13 protein-coding genes are annotated in these 13,524 nt (G+C 69.4%); 7 read left to right on the forward strand and 6 right to left on the reverse strand.

Annotated features, from left to right (window positions below; translation table 11 throughout):
- Positions 1-304: 304 nt before the first annotated feature.
- Positions 305-1,021 (forward strand): DUF6683 family protein, encoded by a 717-nt coding sequence (locus tag ACVBD7_RS16900; RefSeq protein WP_458094400.1) that lies wholly within the window; start codon positions 305-307, stop codon positions 1,019-1,021.
- Between the two features lie 64 nt (positions 1,022-1,085).
- On the opposite strand, the gene ACVBD7_RS16905 is transcribed toward ACVBD7_RS16900, so the two are convergent.
- Positions 1,086-1,751 (reverse strand): MBL fold metallo-hydrolase, encoded by a 666-nt coding sequence (locus tag ACVBD7_RS16905; protein ID WP_458094401.1) that lies wholly within the window; start codon positions 1,749-1,751, stop codon positions 1,086-1,088.
- Positions 1,752-1,924: 173 nt separating this feature from the next.
- Here ACVBD7_RS16905 and ACVBD7_RS16910 point away from each other — a divergent pair, with 173 nt between their 5' ends.
- Positions 1,925-3,205, forward strand: a complete 1,281-nt coding sequence (locus ACVBD7_RS16910) for a DEAD/DEAH box helicase (protein ID WP_458097717.1) — start codon at positions 1,925-1,927, stop codon at positions 3,203-3,205.
- Positions 3,206-3,245: 40 nt separating this feature from the next.
- Here the strand turns inward: ACVBD7_RS16910 and ACVBD7_RS16915 are convergent, their stop codons facing one another.
- Complete coding sequence (locus ACVBD7_RS16915) at positions 3,246-3,713, reverse strand: septal ring lytic transglycosylase RlpA family protein (protein ID WP_458094402.1); 468 nt, start codon at positions 3,711-3,713, stop codon at positions 3,246-3,248.
- A gap of 179 nt (positions 3,714-3,892) precedes the next feature.
- On the opposite strand from ACVBD7_RS16915, the gene ACVBD7_RS16920 reads away from it, so the two are divergent.
- The gene (locus ACVBD7_RS16920) at positions 3,893-4,339 is read left to right on the forward strand and encodes a hypothetical protein (protein WP_458094403.1); all 447 of its coding nucleotides are present in this window, start codon (positions 3,893-3,895) and stop codon (positions 4,337-4,339) included.
- Between the two features lie 95 nt (positions 4,340-4,434).
- Here the strand turns inward: ACVBD7_RS16920 and ACVBD7_RS16925 are convergent, their stop codons facing one another.
- On the reverse strand, positions 4,435-5,763 hold the full coding sequence (locus ACVBD7_RS16925; protein WP_458094404.1) for an aminotransferase-like domain-containing protein: 1,329 nt from the start codon (positions 5,761-5,763) through the stop codon (positions 4,435-4,437).
- 68 nt (positions 5,764-5,831) lie between these two features.
- On the opposite strand from ACVBD7_RS16925, the gene ACVBD7_RS16930 reads away from it, so the two are divergent.
- Both ACVBD7_RS16930 and ACVBD7_RS16935 read left to right on the forward strand, forming a co-directional pair.
- A complete protein-coding gene (locus tag ACVBD7_RS16930) occupies positions 5,832-6,845 on the forward strand; it encodes a threonine ammonia-lyase (protein ID WP_458094405.1) in 1,014 nt (337 codons plus the stop codon).
- A 270-nt stretch (positions 6,846-7,115) separates the two neighbouring features.
- On the forward strand, positions 7,116-8,249 hold the full coding sequence (locus ACVBD7_RS16935; RefSeq protein WP_458094406.1) for a methyltransferase: 1,134 nt from the start codon (positions 7,116-7,118) through the stop codon (positions 8,247-8,249).
- 44 nt (positions 8,250-8,293) lie between these two features.
- On the opposite strand, the gene rsgA is transcribed toward ACVBD7_RS16935, so the two are convergent.
- Both rsgA and ACVBD7_RS16945 read right to left on the reverse strand, forming a co-directional pair.
- Positions 8,294-9,376 carry a ribosome small subunit-dependent GTPase A gene (gene rsgA / locus ACVBD7_RS16940; protein ID WP_458094407.1) on the reverse strand — a complete coding sequence of 361 codons (1,083 nt, stop codon included), beginning with the start codon at positions 9,374-9,376 and terminating at the stop codon, positions 8,294-8,296.
- Between the two features lie 225 nt (positions 9,377-9,601).
- Positions 9,602-10,735 carry an aldo/keto reductase gene (locus ACVBD7_RS16945; RefSeq protein ID WP_458094408.1) on the reverse strand — a complete coding sequence of 378 codons (1,134 nt, stop codon included), beginning with the start codon at positions 10,733-10,735 and terminating at the stop codon, positions 9,602-9,604.
- Between the two features lie 158 nt (positions 10,736-10,893).
- On the opposite strand from ACVBD7_RS16945, the gene ACVBD7_RS16950 reads away from it, so the two are divergent.
- Together ACVBD7_RS16950 and ACVBD7_RS16955 are read left to right on the forward strand one after the other, a co-directional pair.
- Positions 10,894-11,493, forward strand: coding sequence for a TetR/AcrR family transcriptional regulator (locus ACVBD7_RS16950; protein WP_458094409.1), 600 nt, complete (start codon positions 10,894-10,896; stop codon positions 11,491-11,493).
- 50 nt (positions 11,494-11,543) lie between these two features.
- Complete coding sequence (locus ACVBD7_RS16955) at positions 11,544-12,398, forward strand: alpha/beta hydrolase (RefSeq protein ID WP_458094410.1); 855 nt, start codon at positions 11,544-11,546, stop codon at positions 12,396-12,398.
- Positions 12,399-12,428: 30 nt separating this feature from the next.
- On the opposite strand, the gene ACVBD7_RS16960 is transcribed toward ACVBD7_RS16955, so the two are convergent.
- Positions 12,429-13,451 carry an ABC transporter substrate-binding protein gene (locus ACVBD7_RS16960; RefSeq protein WP_458094411.1) on the reverse strand — a complete coding sequence of 341 codons (1,023 nt, stop codon included), beginning with the start codon at positions 13,449-13,451 and terminating at the stop codon, positions 12,429-12,431.
- Between the last annotated feature and the right edge of the window lie 73 nt (positions 13,452-13,524).

The following is a 13,524-nucleotide window of genomic DNA, read 5'->3' on the forward strand; positions in this document are numbered from 1 at the left end:
CCTTGTTGAGCGAAGGCCGGAGACGCAGCAAGGAGTGGGGCCAGGAGGAACAGCGGCCGCGCGAGGCGAGGAAGACCGGAAGGGCTGAACAACACGGTGTGGGGTGCTCCTATCTGTCGGAAGCGACCCTAGGCAGCACGTTTTGCCGGATGATGTGGCTGTTGCGTCAGCGCCTGCACTCTGCATCAAGGCTGACACAAAATCGGCTGGCAGCGGCTGTGTGCGAAAAGATGGTGGTGCCGCGGGTGTTGCTTGCGGTTCCCGGCCTTGCGCGGGACACAGGAGTCTAGTCGAGAGGGCAAGCATGGGACGCATGATGCTTTCGGCGCTGGCTCTGGCGGTCGCTACGCTCGCCGGCGGGGCGGCAGCAGCGCAGAATCTTGGGTGGAGCAGCGTCCTCCCCTCGATGGCCGGCACGGATGTCCTCGGCCTTGCGCTCAGACAGCATATTCAGCGCGATGCGCGCCCAGCCCCGGGCGCGAACCCAGGTGCCAGCCCGGTTTCCGCCAACCTGCGCTACACACCGGATGCGGCACGGAGGCGCGCCAATCTCGCCCAGTTCGTCGCGCGTTCGCGGTCGGCCGACCCGGCCGGCGCCGAGCGCCTGGCGCAGCTCTTCGCCAGCGGCGTCATCATCGAGCGGATCGGCGCCGCCATCGCGCCGCTTGGCCTCAGGCTGGACGACCTGGCGGATGCCTATGCGCTGTGGTGGGTTGCGGCCTGGCAAGCCACCCAGGGCACCAATCCGACGCCGAGCCGAGCCACCATGCAGGCCGTGCGCGCCCAGGTGATGCGGGCAATGGCAACGACGCCATCACTGGCCAATGCCGACAACGCGGGCCGGCAGGCCCTTGCCGAGGCGCTGCTAATCCAGACGATGCTGCTGGATGGCATGGTCGAGCAGGCGCGGCGGCCGGAGGAACGGCGCGCCATCGCTACCGCCGCGGCCCAGGGTGCCGCCGGGATGGGGCTCGACCTGTCGCGCATGCGGCTGACCGAAACCGGGTTCGTGTCCCGCTAGAATCACTGCATGCCCTTCAGGGGTCATGCGGGCGGCGGATCACCTGCTGCCGCGTGCCAGGCGGTCAGCCCCGGCCGTTAAGGAAGGGATTGGACAGGCGCTCCTCGCCAAAGGTGGAGCCCGGCCCGTGGCCGCAGAGAAAGCGGATCTCATCACCCAGCGGCAGCAGCTTGTCCTTGATGGCCGTGATCAGCGCAGCATGGTCGCCATAGGGGAAGTCGGTCCGCCCGACCGAGCCGCGGAAGACCACGTCCCCCACTACCGCAAGGCCCAGGGCCGTCGAGGTAAAGGCCAGGTGACCGGGCGTGTGCCCGGGGCAGTGCAGCACGGCGAAGTCCTGCCCGGCGATAGAGACCGTCTCGCCCTCCGCCAGCCAACGGTCCGGGGTCACATTCTCCATCCCCTCGATGCCGAACCGCGCGCCCTGCTCTGCCAGGCCTTCCAGGAGGAAGGCGTCGCGTCGGTCAGGCCCCTCGATCGGCACAACCTCCTCCTGCCGCGCTTCCAGCGCGCGCTTCAGCTCGGCCGCGCCGCCGGCATGGTCCAAATGGCCATGGGTGAGCAGGATGCGATCGACCTTGAACCCAGCCCTGTCCAGTGCGGCGAGGATGCGCGGCACATCGCCGCCCGGGTCGATCACCGTGCCGCGCCCGGTTTCGGCATCCCAAATTAGGGCGCAGTTCTGCTGGAAGGGCGTGACCGGGATCTGGGCGGCCTGGAGCTTGGGCATGCACCCGGCCTGCCATGCGGGGCAGGAGGGGTCAACGGCCGCGCCTTCAGCAGCACCGAGCTGCCCTTCAACCCGCGTTGACGCAGTGCAGCATCGCTCATAAGAACCGCCCTCCCGATCAGCGAAGCCCGAACAGGCGCAGCCTTACCCAGCGCCGGAGGCGCCGCTTGCCCATGCCCATCACCTTTGCCGACCTCTCCCTGGCGCCGGCCCTGCTGCGCGCACTGGCCGAGGAAGGGTATGCCCACCCCACGCCGATCCAGGCGCAATCGATCCCGATGCTGCTGGAAGGCCGCGACCTGCTGGGCATGGCCCAGACCGGCACCGGCAAGACCGCGGCTTTCGCCCTGCCCCTGCTGCACCGCCTGGCCGCTGCCCCCCGCCCGGCACCCAAGGGCGGCGCCCGCGTCCTGGTCCTCGCGCCCACGCGCGAGCTGGCATCCCAGATCGCGGATGGCTTCGAGAGCTTCGGCCGCCATCTGCAGCCCAGCGTGACGACGATCTTTGGCGGCGTCAGCCAGTTCCACCAAGTCAATGCGCTCAGCACCGGTGTGGACATCGTCGTGGCCACGCCCGGGCGGCTGCTGGACCTGATCAGCCAGGGCCTCTGCGACCTGTCGCAGCTCGAGGCGCTGGTGCTGGATGAGGCCGACCAGATGCTGGACATGGGCTTCGCGAAGCCGATCGAGCGCATCGTCGCAAGGCTGCCGAAGGACCGGCACACCCTGCTGTTCTCGGCCACAATGCCAAAATCCATCGCCTCCCTTGCCGAGAGCCTGCTGCGTGATCCCGCGAAGGTCGAGATCGCCCCGCCCTCGACCACCGTCGAGCGGATCGAGCAGTTGGTCATGTTCGTCGATGCGGCCGATAAGAAGGCGGCGCTGCTCTCGCTGCTTCGCACGCCGGGGATCGGCCAGGCCGTCGTCTTCACGCTGCAGAAGACGATTGCCAACGAGGTTTGCGCCTTCATTACCGAGGCGGGCATCGCTGCCGAGGCTCTGCATGGCAACAAGTCGCAGGGCCAGCGGGAGCGAGCGCTGGACGCCTTCCGCGCCGGCACCGTGCAGGTCCTGGTGGCGACCGACATCGCGGCGCGCGGCATCGACGTGGACACCGTGACGCATGTCTTCAACCACGACCTGCCGAGCCTGCCGGAAAGCTACGTCCACCGCATTGGCCGCACCGGCCGCGCGGGGCGCAGCGGCTTCGCCATCACGCTCTGCGATGCCGAGCAGCGTGCCTGGTTGCGCGATGTGGAGCGGGAGATCGGGCGCGCCCTGACTGTGCAGGCCGACCACCCCTGGCACTCCGAAGCGGCGCGGAACTCCACCATGCGCCCGCCCGTGCTCGGCGGTGGGCCGGTCAAGGAGATCAAGCCGCAGGAGAAGCGCGAACGCAAAGTATGGACCGAGGAAGAGAAGCTCGCCGCACGGGCAGCCGCCAAGGCAGCCTGAGAGGAAGCCCGACCAGGCTGGACGGCCAGCCTGCCGGGTTTCAGCGCGCCGCGTCGGTCACATAGGCCCGGCGCCCGCGGAGGGCAGTCCCGGAACCCAGGCGAACGCTGCCATCCCGCTGGGGGACGGCGAGCGGTGCGACCTCGACCTCGGCAACGCCAGCCGTCCCCATCCCGAGGAAGGTCGCGACTTTCGGGGCGACGCTGAGGATGCGATTGCCCGACGCAGGGAGCCGGTCACGCACGCGCACCATCGCCACACGGCCGGTGCGAAGATTCCGCACCCGGGCCGTCGTGCCGAGCGGCAGCGTGTCGCTCGCGGCGGAGTCCGAGTTGAGTTCGACGCGGCCGCCATCCGCCATGCGGCGACCGGCCGAGTTTGGCGCGAAGACCGAGGTCTGGCCGCGCCTGGCCTGGCCAGAGGGATCGGGAGTGGTTGCGGGCTGCGCGACGGCAGGTGCGGCCACGAGCAGAGCGGAGAAAGCGAGGAAAGCCGCGGGCCGTATCATCAGTGCCTCGGAGTTGAGCGCATTCAACGCGCCGCCGTCGCTTGCAGTTGTGCCAGCGCGGGACGGCGGGAAGATAAAGACCCGTGGCAGCAGCCCCGTCGGTCAATCGGCGTAATCCACGTTTTTAGCCCACGCGAATGCGATGCCCCAGCCTCCGGCGTCTGTGGCAGCTTGGCCGGATGAGCCCCCGCATTCTCTCCGACGACGCCCTGATTGCGGCGATCCGGGACGCCTTCGACGCTCTGCAGTCGGCGCGTGACCGAGACCTTCCGGTGGTCAACCTCGCCCTCCTGACGTCACGGCGGGACGTGCTGCTGTCCGAAGCCAAGCGCCGGGGCGTCAGGGTTCCGCTGCACCCGACCCCTGTCTGCGTCGAGCCCTGGTGGGCGTCCTACTCCCCCGAGTATGACGACCCGATCAGGGCCGCGCTGGACACCTTCAAGGCGGCCCTTCGTGAAGGTGCGGAGGCGGACGAGCTGGACCGCCTGTCCGCGGAGCTGCGGCGTGTGCAGGCCATCAAGCTCGCCGTGATCCATCCGTCGGCCTCGTCCTCGGCCCAGCCAGCCTCGCCCAGCCTGCCGTCCCCCTGGTTCCCGAGAGCCGACGACAAGCGGCTTCGGGGCTAGGGCAGATCGGCCCCATGCGAGATCGGGGATGCGGGGACCCAGCGCCTGGAAGCCGCGGGGGCTCTGAGGCCCGTCTTCGCTGGCGGCGGTGCTTTCTAAGCTGAAAGGGCCTCAGCAAGGACGCGCAATGCCCTTTCCAGCTCGTCACGGTTCACGGGGGCGCCCAGGGCAAGGCGTATGCTGTTCGGCGCGCTGCCGACGCCAAAGGCACCCCCTGGCGTGATCCGCACGCCGAGAACGGCCGCCCGCTGCATCAGTTCCTGCGCCGCCATCCCCCGCGGCAGGGCGAGCCAGAGATGCATGGATGCCGGATGGGCGGAGGGTGATGCGCGAAGCGGCAGCAGGCGCGCGGCGAGCGCCTGTCGCAACCGGGCCTCATGGCGCTTCTCGGCCTCAAGGAGGGCGGCGGTGCCATCCCCGACCCAGAGGGAGGCGATCGCGGCACCCAGCGGCGGCGCGGTCCAGATAGTGGCGCGGATCAGGTTCGCGGCCTGCTCCTCCCGCCCTGGTGGCACGAGCATCCAGGCCGCCCGCAGGCCGGGGGTGAAGCCTTTGGAGGTGGAGCGGAGATGCCAGCTCCGTTCCGGGGCAAGGGCCGCGAGGGGCGGAACAGGCGGGTCGCCCTCGGTCAGGAAGCCGTAGGCATCGTCCTCGATGATGCGGAAATCGAGGCGCCGGGCGATCGCAGCCACCACCTCGCGCCGCCGCGCGGGCATCGTCACGGCCGTGGGGTTCTGCAGGGACGGCATGCAGTAGAGCGCGGCGATCCGGTGCCGCAGGGCCAGCCGCAGCAGCGCGCGCGGGCGCAGCCCCTCCCCGTCCATCGGGACGGGCAGCACCTCCAGCCCCAGGGCCGCCGCGCTGGCCCGGATGCCCGGCCAGCTCAATGCCTCCACCGCGATTGTGTCGCCGGGCCGGGTGTTGGCCATGAGGGCGACGGTGACGGCGTGCTGCGCGCCCGCGCAGATGACGACGCGGGAGGGGTCGTCGGGCAGGCCGCGTCGGGACATCCAGGCGGCCCCGGCCGCCCGGTCTGCCGCCCGGCCAGCATGGGGCTGGTAGTCGGCGACCGCCGCCCGCTCCCGACGCAGGACGAGGCGGGCCGCTCGCTCGAACCGGTCCGCCAGGCCCGGCAGGGGCATCACGTTGCGGGATAGATCGACGACGTCCGACGCGGCCTCCTCGATCCGGAAGGACGCCGCATCGATATGTCCGGGCGCGCGGACGAAGCTGCCGCGCCCCACCTCGCCCACCACCAGGCCGCGCTCCTCGAGCAGGCGCATGGCGCGCGATGCCGTGTTGAGCGCCACGCCGTGTTGGAAGGCCAGGTCCCGGTGCGTGGGCAGCCGCGTGCCCGGCAGGAGTCCACCCTCCCGGATCTCCGTCTCCAGGATCGTGGCGATGTCCTGCGCGCCCTTGCTCATCGTCCCGTCATTGTCTCTGCGACAATGCTTCGATTGCCTCAGCTCCCGACGGCTTTCAAGTTGCGGCCATGAACGACACCGCTCCCATCCCCTGGCACCTGACCGCGCCCTCCTTCCAGGACATCCAGGAAGCCGCCGCCCGTATCCACGGCGTTCTGGTCGAAACGCCGCTGCTGGAAAGCGAGCGCCTGAATGCGCGGCTCGGTGGGCGCCTGCTGGTCAAGGCGGAAGGGCTGCAGCGAACCGGCAGCTTCAAGGCGCGCGGTGCCTGGAATCGCCTCGCGCTGCTGGCCCCCGATGAGCGCGCCCGCGGCGTGGTCGCCTTTTCCTCCGGCAACCATGCCCAAGCCGTGGCCTGGGCCGGACAGCGCCTGGGCATCGGCACAGTGGTCATCGCCATGCCGGCGGACGCCCCCGCGGCCAAGATCGAGCGGACGCGGGGATGGGGCGCGGAGGTGGTGCTCTATGACCGCGCCACCGAGGACCGCGAGGCGCTGGGGCGGAGGCTGGCGGCGGAGCGCGGGCTGATCCTGGTGCCCCCCTATGACGACCGGCGCGTGATCGCCGGGGCGGCGACGCTCGGGCTGGAGGTGGCGCGGCAGGCGGAGGCGATGGGGGCGGTACCGGAGGCGCTTCTGGTGTGCTGCGCCGGCGGAGGCCTGACGGCCGGCTGCGCCCTGGCCTGGGAGGCGGTTCTACCCGCCGCGCGGGTTTTCGCCGTGGAGCCCGAGGGCTTCGATGACACCGCCCGCAGCCTCGTGGCCGGGACGAGGCTGGGCAACGCACCCGGGGCGAGTTCGATCTGCGATGCCGTGCTGGCACCGATGCCGGGTGCCCTGACCTTCTCGATCAACGCCCCGCGCCTCGGAGGGGGCCTGGTGGTGAGCGATGCCGAGGCGCTCGCGGCCATGCGCGTGGGTTTCGAGGAGTTCGGGCTGGTGGTGGAGCCGGGCGGTGCCGTCGCGTTCGCGGCCGCCCTGTCCGGACGCCTGCCTGTCCGGGATCGCGTCGTGGCCGTGGCGCTCACGGGCGCGAATGTCGATCCGGAGATGTACCGGCGCGCGCTCTCCACCACCGCCTGAGAAAAGCAGGCCAGCACCTGTGGCCCGGCATGGGGTCGGTCTGGTGTCTCGCCAGCCGGGCCCAGTCGATCCGGCCTGGGACGTGGTATTCTGATCCCGTTCCCTGACACGAAGCGCCTCTCTGCCTGCCATCACGGAAGAAACTGCCCAGGTCAGGGCGGCAATCCGGTCGGCGCGGGCCAAATCGCGCTAGATGCGCTTCCCGCTGCGAGAGATGCTGCCAATGCCTCGTTCTTCCACCTTCAGCGCATTGTGCGCGCCGCAGTGCCCATGAGTGTGCCCCGCGTGGAGTGGACCGAAGGCACCACCCCCTTCGAGGCTGCCTGGCTATCCGGGTCGGGCGCCCTTCCTCCCCAGCGCATCAGAGCCGTCGATGACACGCTGCGTGCCGACGATGCCTTTCCTCTGGCCTGCGAGGGCGTGGGGCTGCTGTGGCGCGGCGATTTCCAGAATGCCCGCCAGCTGCTGCAAGCGCTGGCCCGCCGTCTCGACAGGAGCGCGGCCCGCAACCGACTGCCGGACGGCATGCCCATGCGCGAGCGCTTCTACCGCTACCGGCAAGGCCAGGCGCATCGGGCGCGCATCCTCGGTATGCTTCTGATTCCCGTTGACGCGGCCCAGGCCATTCCCCTCCGGCGCGCCCCGGATCTGAGTGAGGCCCTACACCACGCGCTCGGCACCGCAGCGGGCGACGGCGTGGTCCCCCTGCGCGAGCTGCAGGGCATGGTGGGTGCCCTTGAATGGCACCGAAAGGGTGTACCGATCGCGGCACTGGGCGGCGCGACCATTCACCCGGATTTCGGCGTGTTCTCGCCGATCCGCGGAGAGTATCTCGACCTGGTGGCGCAGGCGCCGCTGCCGGCGGGCGAGACGGCCTTCGACATCGGAACCGGCACCGGCGTGCTGGCGGCCATCCTGGCCCGCCGCGGCGTGCCGGCCATCCTCGCCTCCGACCTGTCGCCGCGGGCCTTGGCCTGCGCGCGCGCCAATATCGAACGGCTGGGCCTGTCCGGGCAGGTCACGGTACAGGAGGCCGACCTGTTCCCGCCGGGGCGCGCCTCGCTGGCGGTGTGCAATCCGCCCTGGTTGCCGGGCAAGGCGTCCTCAACACTGGAGCAGGCGGTGTATGATCCGGACAGCCGGATGCTGCGCGGCTTCCTGGGCGGGCTGGCGGCGAATCTGTTGCCGGGCGGAGAGGGCTGGCTGATCCTTTCCGACCTCGCGGAACATCTCGGCCTCCGCAGCCGCGAGCAGCTGATGGGAATGATCGAGACGGCCGGGCTGGCGGTCATCGGGCGGCTCGACACCCGGCCGCGCCACGGCAAGGCTTCCGACGTCAACGACCCGCTGCACACCGCAAGGCTGAACGAGACGACTTCGTTATGGCGTCTGCGCGCGGCGTGATCCTGGGGGTGGCAGGCTCATACACCCCTCCCTGCCCAGAGAACTTATGAGCGCTCGTCTCGAAGGTCCTTCTTCGTCGAGCGATACGCCTTCTGCTGCCCGGCCGAGCGACGGCGCTCGATCTCCTGACCCACCCGATCCTTCGCCAGTGCCAGGGCCGCGAGTTCCCGACTCAGTTTCTGGAAGTGCTCCCAACGCTTGGCGTCGAGGAGGCCCTCGTCGATCGCGCCACGGATCGCGCAGCCCGGCTCGGTGCTGTGCCCGCAGTCGCTGAAGCGGCAGTTCCTGGCCAGTTGCTCGATGTCGTCGAAGGCCGTGCTAAGGCCCGCATCCGCGTCGATCAGGCCCACTTCGCGTATCCCGGGCGTATCGAGGATCAGCCCTCCGCCAGGCAGCAGAACGAGGTGGCGGTGGCTGGTGGTGTGGCGTCCCCTCGCATCCGCCGCGCGGATCTCCTGGGTCGCCATTCGCTCCTCGCCCAGCAGGGCGTTCACCAGGGTGGATTTGCCGACGCCCGATGAGCCGATCAGCACGCAGGTCTGGCCCGGCGAGAGGTGGTCCATCAGCCCGTCCAGCCCCAGGCCCTGCCGCGCCGAAACGGTCAGCACCGGGCAGCCCGCGGCGAGGGTGGCGATCTCGGCGGCCTGGCTCTCGGGGTCCTCGGACAGGTCGGCCTTGGTCAGCACCACCACCGGCCGCGCACCGCTCTGCCAGGCCGCCGCGAGGAAGCGCTCGAGCCGGCGCGGATTGAGGTCGGCGTTCATCGAGGTGACGACGAAGACAACGTCGATATTGGCGGCGATGACCTGCAGCGTCTGCACGCTATCGGCCGCACGGCGCACGAAGGCCGTGCGCCGAGGCAGCACGGCATGAATGGTGGCCGTGCCTTCCGCGGCGTTTGCGGACAGGGCTACCCAGTCGCCGGCGGCCGGATGGCCTGCCTCCCGCGCCTCATGCCGCAGGCGGCCGGAGAGTCTGGCGCTGAGGGTGCCGCCATCCGTCACCACCAGAGGCGCCTCGCGCTGCTGGACGATGATGCGGCCGGGGATGTGGCCGGCGCACGCATGCGGCTCGAAGGCAAGCCGCAACGCATCGGACCAGCCGTACTGTTCGATCAAAAGCAGCACTCTCGCATGGGTTGGGCACTCCAGCCGGCGCAGCGGTCACCAGGCGGACGGTGTGCAGGGGCAAGGTGATTGCCCGGCGCTGCGGCGCACCGTCCCTGCCGGAGGGCCGGTGTCGCCGCGCTGGACACTACCCTCTTTGGTTACCCGGGCATAATCGCCAGCGGCAGCGACCAACCAGGCGGGAGGCAGCCCTGATGACTGGCTGGTTCTGCGTTGCCAGCCCTCTCAGCTCCGCGAAGCGGGCCCCTCCGCGAATGCCCGGACCGTGCTACCGCCGAACACGACATGCTGCCGCAGAGCCGGCCGGGACAGCCCGTAGATCAGGCGCGGCTCGGCGGGCGCGCTGGCTGCATCGAGGACGGCGAGGTGCTCTGCCGACAGAACGAGGTCGAGCGCCGCGACGTTGTCGGCCACCTGGGCCGCCCGGCTCACCCCCATCAAGGTCGAGTCCACGCCCGGACGGCTGACGACCCAGGCCAGGGCCACGCGCGCCGGTGTCTGGCCGATCTCGTCTGCCACCAGGCGCACCGCGTCCACGATGCTCCAGTTGCGCGGGGTGAAGAGGCTGTCTCCGAACGGATTGGCGCCGTCCAGCCGCTTGTCCTCGGCCGGCCGCTGCTCCCCCGCCTCTGCCGCATCCTTCGGCAGGCCGGCCCCGCGCGCCGGCGCCGCCTCCACCACGGCACGGTCGTATTTCCCGGTCAGCAGCCCGTAGGCCAGGGGGGACCAGGGCACCATTCCCATGCCGAACTCGGCCGCGAGCGGGATGTGCTCATCCTCCACCTCCCGGCTCACCAGGGAGTAGAAATATTGCATCGCGATCGGGCCCGGCAGGCCGCGCAGGGAAGCGATCGTGGCGAGCTTGGCAGCATACCAAGCCGGGGTGTTCGACAGGCCCCAGTAGCGGATCTTCCCGGCCCGCACGAGGCCGGCCATGGTCTCCAGCAACTCCTCCGCCGGCGTCACACCGTCCCACACATGGAGCCAGTACAGGTCGATGGCGTCCGTCCCCAGCCGGCGAAGCGAGCCCTCCAGAGCGGCATGAACATGCTTGGCGCCGTTGCCGCCGGCATGCGCGCCTTGCCCGGTCGCAAAGCCGGACTTGGTCGCCAGCACGAGACGATCGCGCAGACCCCGATTGGCGATGAAGCGGCCGATCATCGCCTCGCCCTGGCCGCCGGCATAGACATCGGCCGTGTCGATGAAGTTCCCTCCGGCCTCAACATAGGAATCGAGCACCGCGCGGCTACCCTGCTCGTCCAGACCCCAGCGCGCCGTGCCGAAGGTCATCGTGCCCAGCGCGAAGGGGCTGACGGCGAGCCCGGAACGGCCGAGGGTACGGTAATCGGTCAGGGGCATGGGGATCTTTCGTATCAGTCGATATGAAAGTCGTATTCCCGTTGCCCCGGTCCGTCAACAATTTCATATTGAGCACTATGAAAGAGGCTGCATCCCCGTCGCGTCGCAAGACCGGCCGTCCCCTCTCCTTCGACCGTGACGCCGCTCTCGAGAAAGCCATGCACCTGTTCTGGCGGCACGGCTACGAAGCGACATCCCTGGCGGAGTTGACCCGGGCAATGGGCGTGACGCCGCCGAGCATCTACGCGGCCTATGGCGACAAGAAGGGCCTGTTCCGGGAAGCGGTCGCGCGCTACCTCGCCCAGCCCTTGGCACCCGCCGAGATGGTGGTGCGGGCCGAGAGTGCGGAGGCGGCCGCCCGCTGGCTGCTCGAGGGCGCAGCGTCGGCCTTCACCGGCGAGACGACGCCGCCCGGCTGCCTTCTCGCCAGCTCGGCCATTGCCGTGTCGGCGGAGGCCGACGACCTGCGCCGGGAGCTGGCCGATATCCGCCGGGGCGTCGAACAGGCGCTGAGGGACAAGATCGCCGCCGATGTCGCGGCCGGCCTTCTTCCTCCAGATACCGACGCCGCCACACTCGCGGCCTTTGTCACCTCCGTCATCCAGGGCCTGTCGACGCTGGCACGGGATGGCGCGACGCGCGAGACGCTGTTGAAGGTGGTCGGCTTCGCCCTGACAGCTTGGCCAGCTGCCTGTCCCGAAACGGGACCTTCGGTACCAGCCTCCGCATCCGCGACCTCGAACCCGCGAAGCAGGTAAGGCTGAATCCCTCGCCAACCCGCGCCCCGACCGATGGAGACGTACAGGACATGACCTCAGGACGTCCCTGGGCAACGCTCACCCGCGAAGAGCACGAATTCCAGTACAATCCCCAACAAGCCTTCCCCGACTACGCGAGCCACCGGCTGCGCCGCACCGCTTTGAACGACGCTGCGCTGGCCCTGCGGAGCGATGCGGACATCCCCTACGGCGAACATCCCCGCCGTCGGCTGGACATCTACCGGGCGCTGCGGCCCGACGCCCCGGTCCATATCTTCTTCCATGGCGGGTATTGGCTGGCGAACGACAAGAACAGCTTCGCCTTCATCGCCGCGCCACTGGTGAAGCGCGGCTTCACCGTCGTCATCCCGAGCTACGAGCTATGCCCCGGATCAACCCTGGACGGCACGGTGGACTCGGCCCTTGCTGCCGTCGAGTGGGTCGCGCGGCATGTCCGCGATACTGGCGCGAATTCGAGCAGGATCACGCTGTCCGGCCACTCCGCAGGAGCGCATCTCTGCGCCGCGGCACTGGCCACGAACTGGGCAGAGAGGGAACTCCCGTCCTCTCTCCTACAAGCCGCGGTCATGCTCAGCGGCATCTACGACCCGGCACCCGCCATGCTGACCACGATCAACCAGGACCTGCAGCTCACCCCGGAGATCGTCGAGCGCCACGACTACGAACGTGCCACGCCCCGATTACGTGCCGCTGCCCATCTCTTTGCCGGTGGGCGGGAGCCCTGGCACTGGATCGACCAGACCTTTCGCTACTCACACCATCTGCGCAGACATGACAACGACGCGGAGGTGCATGTGCTACCAGGGCACAACCATTTCGACATTCTGGACCAGTACACAGCGGAGGACAGCCCGGTCCTCCAGGCCATCACGCGCTACGCCTGATCCTCAATACCGGCAGTCCAGCCCCGCCCTTCAGGCCGGCGTCATGCGGACGGAGGTGTTGAGAAAGGCGTTGGTGTAGGCCTTCTCCACATCGAAGGGCTGCGCTCCTTCGAAATTGCTCTGGATCAGCTCGTAATCCGCCTTCATCCGTTCGGCGCTGAAGGCGCCAAGCGCCACGCCCGTCGTCGTGGGGTCGCGCTGCAGTTCGACGACGCGCTCCCAGACGCGCTGCTGCGTCCAGTCATCGAGGCCGGAGGCCGCAGCGAAGAGCGCCCGGATTGCCGGCTGCGGATCGCCCACCGACGCCGCGAAGGCACGCTGCGACACCTGCACGAACTTGCGGACCATCTCCGGCTGCCGGGCCAGGTAATCCCCATTCACGACAATGGAATTGCCATAGGGGTTGATGCCAAGATCCATCCAGCGCTGGAAGCCGAGATCGGAGCCGAATTCACGCACCTTGAGGTCGTGCTCATTCCAGAAATCCGAGGTGATATCGATCACCTTGTTCTTTAGCGAAGGGATCTTCGCGGGGGGCGCCACGTTCACGAAGCGGACGGAGGAGGGGTCGATACCAACCCGGCGGGCAAAGATCGGCCACATGATGCGGGAAGCATCGCCGGGCGGGTTGCCGATGGACCGGCCAACAAAGTCCTTCGGGCCGGCGATGCCGTTGCTCTTGAGCCAGTAGAAGGTTTGGGGGGAATTGGCGAAAACCGTCATCACCGCGACGAGGTTGCCACCGCGCCCGCGGGCCAGCAGCGCGGTCGCCATGTCGGAGATGCCGAGCTGTGCCGTGCCGGCCACCACGCGCTGGGAGGACAGGCCGGAGCCGCGCCCTGCCTCGATGGTCACGTCCAGCCCGGCTTGATCGTACCAGCCATTCGCCTTGGCCAGGTAGTAGGGAGCGTGATCCGCATAGGGTGTCCAGTTGAGGACGAAGGTCAGCTTCTCCTTCGCTTGGGCACGGGCAACGCCCGGCGCGGCGAGAGGAGCAGCGAGGCCGGCGAGCAAAAGCCCGCGGCGCCGGACGGCAGCGAAGTCGCTGGGCATGCGCGGTTATCCCCTTCCCAGGCCCGGCTCCGCGGGCTGTCATGCGGAGGCTATCACGCTAGTATCGGGCCGC

It is taken from the genome of Roseomonas sp. WA12 (assembly GCF_054165765.1).

Coding starts and splice junctions, on each gene's coding strand:
- ACVBD7_RS16900 (WP_458094400.1), top strand. CDS start 305: ATGGGACGCATGATGCTTTCGGCGCTGGCTCTGGCGGTCGCTACGCTC.
- ACVBD7_RS16905 (WP_458094401.1), bottom strand. CDS start 1,751: ATGCCCAAGCTCCAGGCCGCCCAGATCCCGGTCACGCCCTTCCAGCAG.
- ACVBD7_RS16910 (WP_458097717.1), top strand. CDS start 1,925: ATGCCCATCACCTTTGCCGACCTCTCCCTGGCGCCGGCCCTGCTGCGC.
- ACVBD7_RS16915 (WP_458094402.1), bottom strand. CDS start 3,713: ATGATACGGCCCGCGGCTTTCCTCGCTTTCTCCGCTCTGCTCGTGGCC.
- ACVBD7_RS16920 (WP_458094403.1), top strand. CDS start 3,893: ATGAGCCCCCGCATTCTCTCCGACGACGCCCTGATTGCGGCGATCCGG.
- ACVBD7_RS16925 (WP_458094404.1), bottom strand. CDS start 5,763: ATGAGCAAGGGCGCGCAGGACATCGCCACGATCCTGGAGACGGAGATC.
- ACVBD7_RS16930 (WP_458094405.1), top strand. CDS start 5,832: ATGAACGACACCGCTCCCATCCCCTGGCACCTGACCGCGCCCTCCTTC.
- ACVBD7_RS16935 (WP_458094406.1), top strand. CDS start 7,116: ATGAGTGTGCCCCGCGTGGAGTGGACCGAAGGCACCACCCCCTTCGAG.
- ACVBD7_RS16945 (WP_458094408.1), bottom strand. CDS start 10,735: ATGCCCCTGACCGATTACCGTACCCTCGGCCGTTCCGGGCTCGCCGTC.
- ACVBD7_RS16950 (WP_458094409.1), top strand. CDS start 10,894: ATGCACCTGTTCTGGCGGCACGGCTACGAAGCGACATCCCTGGCGGAG.
- ACVBD7_RS16955 (WP_458094410.1), top strand. CDS start 11,544: ATGACCTCAGGACGTCCCTGGGCAACGCTCACCCGCGAAGAGCACGAA.
- ACVBD7_RS16960 (WP_458094411.1), bottom strand. CDS start 13,451: ATGCCCAGCGACTTCGCTGCCGTCCGGCGCCGCGGGCTTTTGCTCGCC.